Annotated in this window: 15 protein-coding genes; 4 read left to right on the top strand and 11 right to left on the bottom strand. The window is 71.9% G+C overall.

From position 1 onward, the window contains the following. Positions 1 to 166: 166 nt before the first annotated feature. A complete protein-coding gene (locus IO20_RS0109005) occupies positions 167 to 544 on the bottom strand; it encodes a MerR family transcriptional regulator (RefSeq protein WP_030205566.1) in 378 nt (125 codons plus the stop codon). A 63-nt stretch (positions 545 to 607) separates the two neighbouring features. Here IO20_RS0109005 and IO20_RS0109000 point away from each other — a divergent pair, with 63 nt between their 5' ends. After that, positions 608 to 1843: an MFS transporter gene (locus IO20_RS0109000; protein ID WP_030550585.1), complete on the top strand. Its 1236-nt coding sequence runs from the start codon at positions 608 to 610 to the stop codon at positions 1841 to 1843. A gap of 83 nt (positions 1844 to 1926) precedes the next feature. On the opposite strand, the gene IO20_RS0108995 is transcribed toward IO20_RS0109000, so the two are convergent. Both IO20_RS0108995 and IO20_RS0108990 read right to left on the bottom strand, forming a co-directional pair. After that, positions 1927 to 2754, bottom strand: coding sequence for a hypothetical protein (locus IO20_RS0108995; RefSeq protein WP_030550584.1), 828 nt, complete (start codon positions 2752 to 2754; stop codon positions 1927 to 1929). Further along, on the bottom strand, positions 2754 to 4031 hold the full coding sequence (locus IO20_RS0108990) for a VWA domain-containing protein (RefSeq protein ID WP_030550583.1): 1278 nt from the start codon (positions 4029 to 4031) through the stop codon (positions 2754 to 2756). The genes IO20_RS0108995 and IO20_RS0108990 overlap by 1 nt, the downstream gene beginning before the upstream one ends. A gap of 541 nt (positions 4032 to 4572) precedes the next feature. On the opposite strand from IO20_RS0108990, the gene IO20_RS40225 reads away from it, so the two are divergent. Further along, on the top strand, positions 4573 to 5028 hold the full coding sequence (locus tag IO20_RS40225; RefSeq protein WP_157850754.1) for a hypothetical protein: 456 nt from the start codon (positions 4573 to 4575) through the stop codon (positions 5026 to 5028). Between the two features lie 129 nt (positions 5029 to 5157). On the opposite strand, the gene IO20_RS0108975 is transcribed toward IO20_RS40225, so the two are convergent. Further along, complete coding sequence (locus IO20_RS0108975) at positions 5158 to 5874, bottom strand: flavodoxin family protein (protein WP_030550581.1); 717 nt, start codon at positions 5872 to 5874, stop codon at positions 5158 to 5160. Positions 5875 to 6260: 386 nt separating this feature from the next. Here IO20_RS0108975 and IO20_RS0108970 point away from each other — a divergent pair, with 386 nt between their 5' ends. After that, positions 6261 to 6827: an HPP family protein gene (locus tag IO20_RS0108970; RefSeq protein ID WP_030550580.1), complete on the top strand. Its 567-nt coding sequence runs from the start codon at positions 6261 to 6263 to the stop codon at positions 6825 to 6827. Here the strand turns inward: IO20_RS0108970 and IO20_RS36325 are convergent. Beyond that, positions 6815 to 7261, bottom strand: coding sequence for an ATP-binding protein (locus tag IO20_RS36325; RefSeq protein ID WP_051874492.1), 447 nt, complete (start codon positions 7259 to 7261; stop codon positions 6815 to 6817). The two genes, IO20_RS0108970 and IO20_RS36325, sit on opposite strands and share 13 nt — an antisense overlap. Before the next feature lie 202 nt (positions 7262 to 7463). Here IO20_RS36325 and IO20_RS0108960 point away from each other — a divergent pair, with 202 nt between their 5' ends. Continuing rightward, on the top strand, positions 7464 to 8312 hold the full coding sequence (locus IO20_RS0108960) for an RNA polymerase sigma factor SigF (protein ID WP_030550578.1): 849 nt from the start codon (positions 7464 to 7466) through the stop codon (positions 8310 to 8312). Positions 8313 to 8395: 83 nt separating this feature from the next. Here IO20_RS0108960 and ehuA read toward each other — a convergent pair whose 3' ends face one another. From ehuA to IO20_RS0108930, 6 genes are read right to left on the bottom strand one after another with little or no spacing between them, the layout of a single operon-like run. Further along, positions 8396 to 9175 carry an ectoine/hydroxyectoine ABC transporter ATP-binding protein EhuA gene (gene ehuA / locus IO20_RS0108955; RefSeq protein WP_030550577.1) on the bottom strand — a complete coding sequence of 260 codons (780 nt, stop codon included), beginning with the start codon at positions 9173 to 9175 and terminating at the stop codon, positions 8396 to 8398. Further along, positions 9165 to 9800 carry an ectoine/hydroxyectoine ABC transporter permease subunit EhuD gene (gene ehuD / locus IO20_RS0108950; RefSeq protein WP_030550576.1) on the bottom strand — a complete coding sequence of 212 codons (636 nt, stop codon included), beginning with the start codon at positions 9798 to 9800 and terminating at the stop codon, positions 9165 to 9167. The genes ehuA and ehuD overlap by 11 nt, the downstream gene beginning before the upstream one ends. Further along, complete coding sequence (gene ehuC, locus IO20_RS0108945; RefSeq protein WP_063761403.1) at positions 9800 to 10636, bottom strand: ectoine/hydroxyectoine ABC transporter permease subunit EhuC; 837 nt, start codon at positions 10634 to 10636, stop codon at positions 9800 to 9802. Before ehuC ends, ehuD begins: the two co-directional genes overlap by 1 nt. Positions 10637 to 10648: 12 nt before the next feature. Next, complete coding sequence (gene ehuB / locus IO20_RS0108940; RefSeq protein WP_030550574.1) at positions 10649 to 11566, bottom strand: ectoine/hydroxyectoine ABC transporter substrate-binding protein EhuB; 918 nt, start codon at positions 11564 to 11566, stop codon at positions 10649 to 10651. Continuing rightward, complete coding sequence (gene thpD, locus IO20_RS0108935) at positions 11563 to 12459, bottom strand: ectoine hydroxylase (protein ID WP_030550569.1); 897 nt, start codon at positions 12457 to 12459, stop codon at positions 11563 to 11565. The genes ehuB and thpD overlap by 4 nt, the downstream gene beginning before the upstream one ends. A 57-nt stretch (positions 12460 to 12516) precedes the next feature. Further along, a complete protein-coding gene (locus tag IO20_RS0108930) occupies positions 12517 to 12936 on the bottom strand; it encodes an ectoine synthase (RefSeq protein ID WP_030550568.1) in 420 nt (139 codons plus the stop codon). Between the last annotated feature and the right edge of the window lie 36 nt (positions 12937 to 12972).

The following is a 12972-nucleotide window of genomic DNA, read 5'->3' as shown; positions in this document are numbered from 1 at the left end:
CCTGGCCGGGGTGGCGTTCGTGCTGCGTCAACGGAGTGCCTTTCAGGAAGCGGACACAGCACACGCAACCGGCCCGCCGGCCCCGTCGCCAGGCCCGGGAGGGAAGACTTTCGGGCACAGATCCCGGCCCGTCCGGTCACAGGATCATCAGAACCGCTTGCTTGGGTCACGCCGACGGCTCCGCCAACTCCCCCCGTACCGCGTCCAGATACTCCGCCACCGCGTCCCGGTTCCGGACGAGACAACGGATCCGCTCGGTCATCCGGTCCCGCTCCTCCTCGAGAGTCGCCAGCATCTCCGGGGTGGCGTCAGGGAAGTGGATGACGCGAGGCTTGTTCAGGCACGGCAGGATCTGCTTGATGATCCGGGTCGGCAGGCCGGCGTCCAGGAGGCCGCGGATCTGCGCGACCCGGTCCACGTTCGACGCGTCGTAGTCCCGGTAGCCGTTGGGCAGCCGGTCCGCGACGATGAGACCCTGCTCCTCGTAGTAGCGCAGCAGCCGGCGGGGTGTTCCGGTGCGCTCCGACAGCTCCCCGATCCGCATGGGACGCTCCCTCCAGGGACTCGCTTGACCTTCACATCAATGTGAGGGTTCGAGTATAGATCCATGGCCAACCACCCGACAGCGGCGGCCCGTTCCGCCGTGCCGCCCGCCACCGATCCCTCCGCCACGGACCGGCCCGCCCCCTCAGGGCGGCTGCCCCTCGCGGCCCTGCTCGCCCTCGCCACCGCCGTCTTCGTCACCAGCCTCACCGAGACCCTCCCCGCCGGCGTCCTGCCCGCCATGAGCGCCGACCTCGGCGTCGGCGAGGCCGCCATGGGCCAGTCCGTCACCGCCTATGCCCTCGGCACGGCCCTCACCGCCGTACCCCTGGCCGCGCGCACCGCGGCATGGCGCCGCAAGCGCCTGCTCCTCACCTCGGTCGCCGGCTTCGCCGCCGCCAACACCGTCACCGCCCTCTCCTCCTCGTACGCCCTCACCATGGGCGCCCGGTTCCTCGCCGGGGTCGCCGCCGGCCTGGCCTGGGCACTGCTCGCCGGATACGCCCGCCGGATCGCCCCACCGCACCTCCAGGGCAGGGCCGTCGCCGTCGCGATGACCGGCGTCCCGCTCGCGCTCTCCCTCGGCGTCCCGGCCGGCACCTTCCTCGGCGAGGCCGTGGGCTGGCGCACCGCCTTCACCGCCATGACTCTGATCGCCGTCGCCCTCCTCGGCTGGATCGCCCTCGCCGTCCCCGACCTGCCCGGCGAGGCACGCGGCGGGCGCGCCCCGGTCGCCCGGACCCTGAAGGTGCCCGGCGTCCTTCCGGTCCTCGCCGTCACCTTCACCCTCGTCCTCGCCCACACCGTCCTCTACACCTACGTCGCCGCCTACCTCGGCCGTATCGGCCTGGCCGGCTCCACCGGACTCGTCCTGCTGGTCTTCGGCGGCGCCTCGCTCGCCGGGATCTGGTTCACCGGCCGTCACATCGACCGCAGGCTCCGCACCCTGACCCTCGCGGGAACGATCCTGTTCGCCGTCGCGGCCGCCCTGCTCGCCGTCCCGTCCGGCGGCACCACGCTCGTCCTGACGGCCGCCGTCCTCTGGGGGTTCGGCTGGGGCGGCGCGCCCACCCTGCTGCAGACCGCCGTCGCCGACGCGGGCGGGGACGACGCCGACACCGCCCAGACGATGCTGGTCAGCCTCTGGAACGCTGCCATGGCCGCGGGCGGTCTCGCGGGCGGCCTCCTGCTCGACGCCCTCGGCGCGGGCGCCCTGTCCTGGACGGTGCTCGTCCTGCTCCTGCCGGTGGTGGCCGTCGTCGCGGGCGCCCGTACCCACGGCTTCCCCGCTCGCCGGTGAACCCCGCCCGGCCGCGCCGGCCCACGCGCGAAGGCCCCCACCGCGCCGAGGCGGTGGGGGCCTTCGTGTGTGCGAGCGGCCGGTCAGGCGGCCGGTGGGATCCGGGACGGGCGTCCCGCGCCGCGCGTGAGCACATAGCCGCCGATGCCCGCGAGGGCCGCGAGCACGCCGCCCGCCGCGGTCCAGAGCCAGCGGTCCGACCACCAGCCGGAGGACCAGCCGTCCTCGGGGGCCGCGGCCTCGACGGCGGAGGGCCGGCCGGCGTCGGCGTCGGCCTCCGCCTGGTCGGCGGTCGTCGCGCCGGGCACGAGCGGCGCGGCGAGCCCGCCGTCCGTGGCGTAGGCGCCGCCCTTGTCGACGGTGCTCACCCCGATCCGGGCGTCGAAAGGCTGGCCGAGGTCGTCGTCCGGCAGCGAGGTGACGGTGAGCCGCACGTAGTAGCTGCCGGGCAGCGGGTCGTTCGACCAGGCGTCGGCCGAGGCGCGGACCGGGCGCAGCACACAGGCGAGCTCCAGGGTCGCGGCCTCCTTCGCCGCCGTACGGGACTGGGTGCCGTACATGCACGGCTGGCGCCGCCGCAGTCCGTCGTACACGTCGATCCGCCAGGTGGCGGACCCGTGCCGCAGGGCCGCGTCGGGCAGGGTGACGGTGGCGTTCACGGTGGGCCGCTGTCCGGTGTCCGCGGGGAACACCCAGTACAGGTAGTCACCCGTGGCGGCCTGCGCGGACGCCTGCTGCCCCGGGAGGAACCTCGCCGCGGTGCGGAAGGTGGTCCCCGCCTCCGTCGGCCCGGCGCTCGCGCTCGGGTCGGCGGTGGGCGTGGGGGAGTCGGCCGTCGCGCCCGGCGCGGCGAGCCCGAGGAGAGCGGCGCCCGCGAGGGCGGCCGTGGCGAGCGTGCGTACGGTACGCATCAGTGGGTCCTCCAGACAGCGAAGCGCCAGCGGGACAGCCAGCCCCAGAGCAGACCGGCGAGGAAGCCGACGAGCACCAAGCCGGCGAGCAGCCACCAGCCGCGGCCAAGTCCGAAGGAGGCCACGTCGGAAGCGGCCGACGGGCCGTCGACCACGTCGACCGTCAGCTCGATCGGCATGCCCGGCGTCGTCTTGACCGACGGGGGAGCGGAGAACGAGTTGCTGACCTGGAGGCAGACGGTCTCGGCGGCCGGCTTCGCGTCCCCGGGCCCGTCGTCGTCGAGCTCCGGCTTCGGGTAGCGCAGACCCGTCGAGATCACGTCGGTGCGCCCGTCACCGGCCTCGGAGCCGCGGACGATCTCCCGGCCGTGCAGGGTGACGGCGCGCAGCAGCACCCCGTAGTCGTTGTGGACGGCCCGGTCGGCCGCCACACTGACGGAGGCGCGCAGTTCCTGGCCCGGCAGCAGGTCCACCCGGTACCACCGGTGCTGGCCGAAGGCCTCGCGGTCGGTGTACAGACCGGGCTTGAGCTGCGGCGCGTCGGCGCAGCGCACGGCGCCCTCGGTGGCCACCGGCGTGACGACCGGGTCGGCGGCGCGGTCGACCAGCTGACGAACCCGTCGGGAGAGGTCCTCGGTGCGGTGGACGGAGGTGTACGTGCCTCCGGTGGCCTCCGCGATGCAGGTGAGCTGTTGCCGGGTCTTGGCGTCCGGCACCAGGCCCAGGGTGTCGATGACGAGGTGGATGCCCTTCGCCGCGATCTCCCGCGCCACCTGGCACGGGTCGAGCGGGGCGCAGGTGTCCTCGCCGTCCGTGATGAGCACGATCCTGCGGGTGGCGTCGCCGCCCTCCAGGTCCTTGGCCGCGCCGAGCAGGGCCGGGCCGATCGGGGTCCAGCCCGTGGGGGCCAGGGTCGCGACGGCGGTCTTCGCCTCCGTCCGGTCGAGCGGGCCGACCGGGTACAGCTGCCGGGTGTCCTTGCAGCCCCGTTGGCGGTCCTGCCCCGGGTAGTCGGCGCCCAGGGTGCGTATCCCGAGCTGGACCTCCTCCGGCACCGCGTCGAGGACCTCGTTGAAGGCCTGCTTGGCCGCGGACATGCGCGACTTGCCGTCGATGTCCTTGGCCCGCATGGAGCCGCTGACGTCGAGGACCAGCTCGACCTTGGGGGATTCCTTCGCCACCGGCTCGTCGGCGGCCGCGCTCGACGGCAGGAGCGCGACGCTCAGGGCGGCGAGCAGCGCGCAGGCCCCGGTCGCAAGCCGTTTTCTCGTGATCATCGCCGGATCGTATTGATGATCCTCCGACAATCCAAAACGGAGGTGACGCCAGAGGCCTCCGCGGGCCCGGTCGTTCAGCGGTGTTCGGGGTGGGGAAGTCCGGCTTGCAGCCGACGTCCCGGGCAGCGCGCACGTTGCCGTGCGGCGGCTCGCCGCCGGCCCGCTTCGGCATCCCGGACACGTCTCGGACGTCGGACACGCCCTCACCCCGCTCGCGGAGCGTCTTGTACGTCTCTGGCGCCGGTTGAACCACGGCCCCGGCCCGGCGCTGACTCGCTCGACCCGGCATGGAATCTCACCCACGCATTCGCATTCATTGACCGATCCACTTTGGATCGCATTCATCTTTGAATCGTGCGCGAATCGCGCAGAATACTGCCGACTTGCGATCAGGATTGCGCAGTGCTGCTCTGGAATAGGCAGGGGGTAAAGGGCGAGATGTCCCGGGCCCGAATGAGTGGCGTTCAGCCGAAGTAGGGGGGACAACGCGTCGTGTGACGACGGGATGTCCCGCGCTGCGACCCGCTATCGGAGGTTCACGATGACACAGGTCTCTTCTGCCCGCATTCCCCTGCGCCAGATCATGGCCGTGCTCTTGACGGCCGCCCTGACGCTCTCCCTCTCGGTGGTGCTCACCGTCACCTCGACGAAAGAAGCAGCCGCCTCGTGCTCCGCCAGCCCGTTCAACGGAAAGTGGCGCTCGTCCGACGCGAGGCTGAAGCGTATCGACGTATGGCAGGGGGAGGACTGCCACCTGTACGCCAAAGCCTGGTCCGTCTGCGAGCACGACTCGTCGCGCATCTGCAGCTGGGGAACCAGGAGAATGGGAGACAGCCCCGAGCCGAACTTCCAGTTCGTCGGGTACAACTGGAACAACGCCGATGAGGTGCTGCACCTGCGGATGAAGGACAGGTCTCACCTCTCGGTGTGGGACAGCACCGACTACCACAGCGGTAAGAAGGTCAGCTTCACGGTCACGATGTACAAGAGCCGTTGAGCCCGCGAAGGGCAGCGAATCCGCCCGCGCCGCTACTGGACGAGACCCCCTACCACGACAGGTGGGGGGTCCTCGCCGATCGTCCCCCGCCCCGACGGGATGCGAACCGCCTCCGTCCCTGGACCGCACTCAACGGTGTTCCGGGTTCTCGAAGTCGAAGCGGCAGCCGGCGTCCCACTCGGAGCGCTGGTTGCCGTACGCGGGGATCCCGCCCGCGTCCTTGAGCATCCGTGCCAGGTGGAGCTGGTTCCAGGTCATGAAGGTGGTGTTGCGGTTGGTGAAGTCGTTGTCCGGCCCGCCCGAGCCGGGGTCGAGGTAGGACGGTCCCGGGCCGGCCGGGCCGACCCAGCCCGCGTCGGCCTGCGGCGGAATGACGTACCCGAGGTGCTGGAGGCTGTAGATGACGTTCATCGCACAGTGCTTGGCGCCGTCCTCGTTGCCGGTGATCAGACAGCCTCCGACCCGGCCGTAGTACGCGTACTGGCCGTGCTCGTTCAGGATCGACGAACAGGCGTACAGGCGCTCGATCACCTTCTTCATGACTGAGGAGTTGTCTCCCAGCCATACAGGTCCAGCCAAGGTGAGGATGTCCGCGGCCATCACCTTCGAGTAGATGACGGGCCACTCGTCGGTCTCCCACCCATGCTCGGTCATGTCCGGCCACACACCGGTCGCGAGGTCGAGCTCCACCGCCCGCAGCACCTCGACCTCGACACCCTGGCGCTCCATGATGCCGGTGCTGATGTCGATCAGCCCCTGAGTGTGGCTGCGCTCCGGCGACCGCTTGAGGGTGCAGTTGATCACCAGCGCGCGGAGATCACGGTAGGACGAGCCGGCGTCGGTCATCGATGCATCCCCTTGCGAGCGAGTGGGCGGTAGGACGACCGCCCGTCCCCGGCTGCCGACGTCGGTGGGCCCGGGTTGGTCCGGTCGTACCGTCCCCAGCCTGCTCACCCCCGTGGCCCCGGGCCACCCGGAGCGGCCGAACGTATGAGCCCCCGCCCCACGGTGCCGGAAACGTGCTGGTTAGAGTGGTGGGAGCCCGCACCGCCGCACCCGGTTCGGGCGAGAGACCGGGCCGGCTGTCGACCACAGGGTCCTGTACGACCACAGGGCCCGTACGACCAAGGGGTCGCCGGCGGCTCAAGGCCGCCGGACTCCCCGTGCCCTGGCCCGCCCGCTCTCCGCCTCGTCCGGCCGCACGGCCGCCTGCCCCGGAAACACCCCGCCACATGAACACCGACACCGCCCAGCGCACCGAACCCGCTCCGACCACCGGCATCCCCGAGGACCGGCCTACCCGCAGGTCCAGGATCAGCGGCCGGGCACCGGCCCGGCCCACGCCCGCCGCCGCCGTCCACAACGTCAGTGCCGCCACGGCCGCACTCCTCGGGCTTGTCGCCATCGGCGCCGCCCTGCACGAGCCCGTCCTGATACCGCCGCTCGCCGCCAGCGCCGCCCTCGTGCACTGCGCGCCCGCTCTCCCGCTCGCCCAGCCCAGGAGCGTGGTCGTCGGACACCTCCTCGGCGCCGCCGCGGGCTACGCGGTGGGGGCAGCCGCGCACGGCAGCGCGTGGGCCGCCGCCCTCGCCGCCGGTCTCACCCTCGCCCTGACGACGTTCGCCAGGACCCCGCACTCGCCCGCCTGCGCGACCGCCGTCGTCATCGTTCTCCAGGCGCCCGAACCGGCGCGGTTCGTGCCCCTGCTGTTCGGGTCCACGATCCTGCTCGTCCTGACCGCCTTCGCCGCGTCCCGCGTCCGACGCGGAGCACCGAGGTACCCCGCCTACTGGTGGTGAGCGGGGCGGCGGTCGAACGCCACCGTCGCATGGATGGTCTTGCCCGCGGGGTGCCGGTCCACGGTCACCTCACGGCACAGCCGCAGCACGATCGGCCAGCCGAAACCGCCGGGACGCAGCTCGTCACGCAGCTCGTAGAGCGGCGACTCCCCGCTGTTGTCGGACACGGACACCGTCACACGGTCGCTCCCGACGCGGATGCCGAAGGCGGCGACCCCGCCTCCGTGGCGGAGCGCGTTCGTCACCAGTTCCGAGGTGACGAGGAGCAGGTCCTCGACCTGCGAAGGCCGCGCCGGGCCGAGAGCCGCGAGCGTGTGCCGGACGAGCTGCCGTGCCTGGGCCGGCGTCCGGACCGGGGACGATCCCCCGCCCCCCGTGCCGCCGCGCGAGGTCGTGCCGGCCGCCCGCGACCGGGTACCGCTCCGGGTGTTCATCACTGTCCCCTTCTTCCTGATTCGTCAACAGGTGACCTTTTTCGCCTGCCCGTTCGGGCCGTAGTGATGCGTCCCCACGCCGGTGGAAGCCGCGCGCCACGCGGTGGAGTGCCCCGGGAATGCGGGGGTACGAGAACCGAGACCGCTGAACGGACCCTGAGCAGGAGGAGGTTGTCCCGTGCGGAGCGAGCCGGCCGAGACGATGACGACGTACGTGACCGACGGTACGTGTGAGGATCTGCCCGTTCTCGAAGCCCCACACGAGGTGCCACCTCACGACGCGCGTGCGCTGTCCAAGGTGTTCTTCCGCGAACTGGCGGCGCGGGAGGAGGGGACGGAGGAGCACCAGTACGTCCGGAACACCCTGATCGAGATGAACATGACGCTGGTGCGGTACGCGGCGAGGCGGTTCCGTGCGCGCGGCGACGAGATGGAGGACATCCTCCAGGTCGGCATGGTCGGTCTGATCAAGGCGATCGACCGCTTCGACCTGTCGCGCGAGGTTGAGTTCGCCACCTTCGCCGTGCCGTACATCGTGGGAGAGATCAAGCGGTTCTTCCGTGACGCCACCTGGGCCGTGCACGTTCCGCGCCGTCTCCAGGAGGCGCGGGTCGAGCTGGCGAAGGCGACCGACGAGCTCAGCTCGCAGCTCGGCAGGGCCCCCAGGGTCGCGGAGCTGGCCCCCGTCATGGACCTGTCCGAGGACGAGGTGATCGAGGCACAGGTGGCCGCCAACGGCTACAACACGACGTCCCTCGACGCCCCGGTCACCGGGGGTGACAGCGACGAGGACGACGCGGCCCTGGCCGACGTCATCGGCCAGGACGACCCGGCCCTCGAACTCTTCGAGGACTTCCACACCCTCGCCCCGCTCGTGGAGGCCCTCGACGAGCGCGACCGGCTGCTGCTCCACCTCCGCTTCGTCGAGGAGATGACGCAGACCCAGATCGGCGAGCGCCTCGGCGTCTCCCAGATGCACGTCTCACGACTGCTCGCGCGGAGCCTGAACCGTCTGCGCGACGGCATGGCCGTCGCCGGGACCGACGGCTGACCACGGCTGAGTGAGCGCTGAGCGGGGGCGCGCGGACCGGTCGCCGGTACGCGCGCCCCCGCTCAGCGCTCACTCAGCGGATCTCAGCGGACCGAACCGAGGAACGCGCGGGTGCGCTCCTCGACGGGCGAGTCGAGCAGCTCGGCGGCCGGTCCCGACTCGACGATCCGGCCCCGGTCGAACATCAGGATCCGGTCCGAGACGTCCCGGGCGAAGCCCATCTCGTGCGTCACACAGAGCAGCGTGATGTCGGTCCGCCGGGCGACGTCCCGCAGCACGTCCAGCACCTCCGCCACCAGCTCGGGGTCGAGCGCGGACGTCACCTCGTCCAGGAGCAGGATCTCGGGCCGCATCGCGAGCGCGCGGGCGATGGCCACCCGCTGCTGCTGGCCGCCGGAGAGCCGCGTCGGGCGGGCGTCGACCTTGTCGGCGAGTCCCACCAGGTCGAGCAGCTCCCGCGCCCTGCGCCCGGCCTCGTCCCGGCTCTCGCCCAGCACGTGGACCGGCGCCTCCACCACGTTCTCCAGGACGCTCATGTGCGGGAACAGGTTGAACTGCTGGAAGACCATGCCGATCCGGCGCCTCCGCACCGCCAGATGCCGCTCGCTCGCCGGCACCAGCTTCCCGCCCGCGCGGCCCGGCATGTGGGAGAAGGGCTGTCCGGCCACGTGGATGACGCCGTCGGTCACCCGCTCCAGCGTCATCAGGAGCCGCAGGATCGTGGTCTTCCCCGACCCGCTCGGACCGATCAGCGTCACGCGTTCACCGCGGGCCACCTCCAGGTCGAGTCCGTCGAGCACGGTCTGGTCCCCGTACCGCTTCGTGACCCGGTCGAAGCGGACCGCCAGGTCCTCAGTGGGCAAGGCGTGCCTCCAGTCGTCGTATCAGCACGGACGTCGGCCAGCTCGCCAGCAGGAAGACGGCGGCGGCCAGGGTGAAGCTCTCCAGATAGGCGAAGTGGGTGCTGCCGAAGGTGTTCGCCTCGTGGACCATCTCCCGCACCGTGATCACCGAGAGCAGCGGCGTCTCCTTGAACATGGAGACCGCGTAGTTGCCCAGGGGCGGCAGCACGTTGCGGACGGCCTGCGGCAGCACCACCGCCCGCCACACCCGCCGGCGCGGCAGCGAAAGCGCCGTGCAGGCCTCCCACTGCGCCCGGGGCACGGAGTCGATGCCCGTCCGGTACACCTCGGAGAGGTAGGTGGCGTAGTGCACGCCGAGGACCAGGACCCCGAGCGTCGGCGCGTCGAGCCCCGGCACCAGCACCCAGGCCGCGAACAACTGCACCAGGAGCGGCGTCGACCGGACGAACCCGGCCGCCCCGCGCAGCGGAAGCGCCAGCCACCGCGGACCGGCCCGCTGCACGAGCGCGAGCGCCAGACCGAGCACCATCGCGACGGCGAACGCCAGCACGGTCGCGACCAGGGTGACGCCGAACCCCTCCAGGACGACCGGCAGAGCGGCCCACGCCGCCTCCCCGTCCCACATCACACGGTCCTTTCCTGCCCGGGGCGGGCCTCAGGGCCCGTCTTCCGGATCATGTCGGGCTCGCGGCGGCCGGCACCGCGCCTCGCCGCGTTGTCGTCACTCGCCATGGCTCCGCCCTGACTCCCTCCTCCGCCTCGCGATCCACGGCGCCGGCCGCCGCTCCCTGATCCGACCTGATCCGAAAGACGGGCCTTCGCAGCCCGCTCCAAGGCGTTCATCAGCAGGCTCAGTACGACGGCCATGCCGAAGTAGAGCCCCAGGAGCAGCAGGTACGAGGCCGCCGTCGAGCCCGTCGCCGAGCGCAACTGGTCGATCTGGAACGTGAGGTCGGGGACCGTGACCAGGGAGAGCAGCGGCGTCGCCTTCAGGAGCTGGATCAGCAGGTTCTTGAACGGCGCGACCATCAGGGCGTGCGCCTGCGGCAGGACCACCCGCCGCAGGCGCAGCACCGGCCCCATGCCGAGCGCGACGGCCGCCTCGGTCTGGGCCCGGGGCACCGCCGCCACCGCGCCCCGCACGACCTCGGAGCCGTACGCCCCGAAGTTGAGACCGAGCGCGAGCACGGCGCAGGCCAGCGGTTCGAGCCGGAACCCGACCATCGGCAGCGCGAAGAACAGCCAGAAGAGCTGCACGTACAGCGATGTCCCCCGGAAGAACTCCACGACGACCCGCGCCGCTCCGCGCACCGGCCGGCGCGCGGAGCGGGACAGCAGTCCCAGGGTGTACGCGAGGAGCAGGGCGAGCGCGGCCCCGAGCACCGTCGCCTCCACCGTGACGAGGAGCCCCTCGGCGAGCCGGGGCAGCGCCCGGCGCAGCTCGGTGAGGAAGTCAGCCACCGCGGCCGCCCCTCAGCCGGCGCACAGGTCGGCCGTCCGCAGCGAACGGGGCGGTACCTCGCGCTCGGTGAAGCCGTAGCGCCCGATGAGCCCGACGAACCGGTCGGGGGCGCCGGTTATCTTCACGAGCTCCTTGTTGAAGGCGTCCCGCAGGCCGGTCGCCCCGGGCCGGAACACGGCGCCGCCCGCGCCGAGCTGACGCTTGCCGTCGATCTCGGGGACGAAGGCCTCGGTGACCTCCACCGCGGCGCCCCCGTTCGTCTTGGCCAGCCAGCGCAGTGAGATGGCGGTCAGGGCGAAGGCGTCGATCCGGCCCGCCAGGAGGGCGTCGAGGCCGTCCTGCTGCTTGGCCAGCGCCTTCACCGAGCCGTCCGGGACGCCCGCCGCCTTGGCGTAGGACGTCTCGACCGCGGCGGTCAGCACCCCGACGGTGGCGCCCTTCGCCGCGCAGGACCGCAGGTCGCTCAGCCCCTTCGGATTGCCCTCGCGGACCATCAGGGCGGTGGGGGAGACGAACTCCGGCTCGGAGAAGATCACCTTGGCGCAGCGCTCGGGCGTGATCGACATGCCCGCGCTCACGACGTCGAATCGGTCGGCGAGGAGCCCGGGGATCAGCGCGCCGAACTCGGTCAGCGTCGGGCGCAGCTCGCGCACGCCGAGCGCCGTGAACACCTCGCGGTGCAGCGTGGGGGCCTCGCCGGCGAGTTCGGCGCCGTCCTGGAACCCGTACGGTGCCTCACCGGCGAACCCGACCCGCACGAAGCCCTGCTTCCGCAGTCGCGCCAGGAGTGCGCCGTCGTCCTCGGGCGCCCCCGTCCCGGCCTGGGTTCGGGTGCAGGCGGCCAGCGGGCCCGCGGTGAGGGCGAGTCCGCCGAGGAGCGCCGTCCTGCCGAGGAAGCGGCGCCGGTCGAGGGATGCGGGACCGGTCATGCGCGGTCCCACGGGCGCGCGGCGACGAAGGACGGCCGTCGGACCGGGGCGGCGAAGGGCGCCTCGGGCTGGTTCTCGACGCTGTTGAAGACGAGGAACACATTGCTCCGGGGGTACGGGGTGATGTTGTCGCCCGATCCGTGCAGGGCGTTGCAGTCGAACCAGGTGGCCGAGCCCGCCGGGCCCGTGAAGTGGCGGATGCCGCAGGCGTCGGCGAACGTCGTGAGCGCCTCGTGGGACGGTGTGCCGGCGTCCTGCATCCGGAGCGACTTCTTGTAGTTGTCCTCCGGCGTGGCCCCGGCGCAGCCCAGGAACGTGCGATGCGAGCCCGGCATGATCATCAGACTGCCGTTCGTGGTGTGGTTCGGGGTGAGCGCGATCGACACCGACACCGTCCGCATCCTCGGCAGACCGTCCTCGGCGTGCCAGGTCTCGAAGTCGGAGTGCCAGTAGAAGCCGCTGGCGCCGAAGCCGGGCTTGACGTTGACCCGCGACTGGTGGACGTAGACGTCCGAGCCGAGGATCTGGCGGGCGCGCCCCACGATCCGCGGATCCTCGGCCAGCCGGCCGAAGACCTCGCTGATCCGGTGGACCTCGAAGACGGAACGGATCTCCTGGGAGTGGGGTTCGACGACCGCCCGCTCGTCCGCCCGCAGGGCCGGGTCGGAGACGAGCCGGTCCAGTTCCGCCCGGAGCGTGTCGACCTCCTCGGGGGTGACGATCTCGTCCACCGTGACGAAGCCGTCGCGGTCGTACTCCTCCAGTTCACGGGCCCAGAAGGGGCCCGCCGTGCCGGGCTCGGACCAGACGACGGGGTCCTTGCGGCCGATCAGCTCCTCCTCGGAGCCACGGGTGGGGTAGAGGTCGACGGGACGGGTGGGTGCGGAGGCCATGAGGGAGCGTGCCTTCCTTTCTCGTACGGGTGCGTTCGTTCGGTGGTGTGCCGTGCTTCAGGCGTGGTCCCCGACGGGCCCTTCGGGCTCGGTGAGCAGGGGGTAGACGCCGTTCTCGTCGTGGTCCTCGCGCCCGGTGACGGGCGGGTTGAAGACGCACAGGCAGCGGAAGTCCTGCTTGACCCTGAGGGTGTGGCGCTCGTGTCCGTCGAGGAGGTACATCGTTCCGGGCACGATCGTGTAGGTGCGGCCCGTCTCCAGGTCGGTGAGCTCGGCCTCGCCGGCCGTGCAGACCACGGCCTCGACGTGGTGCGCGTACCACATGGAGGTCTCGGTGCCGGCGTACAGGACCGTCTCGTGGAGGGAGAAGCCGACCCGCTCACGGGCCAGGACGATCCGCTTGCTCTCCCAGGTGCCCGAGGCGGCCCTCACATGCCGCTCGGTGTTCTCGAGCTCGTCGAAGGAACGGACGATCATGGGTGTGGCCTTTCGGATCCGGGTGGGGATGGGGGG

It is taken from the genome of Streptomyces exfoliatus, from assembly GCF_000725545.1.
Taxonomy (GTDB): domain Bacteria; phylum Actinomycetota; class Actinomycetes; order Streptomycetales; family Streptomycetaceae; genus Streptomyces; species Streptomyces exfoliatus.
Note: the sequence above shows the minus strand (reverse complement) of the source record. Positions and strands in the feature narration are given on the sequence as shown.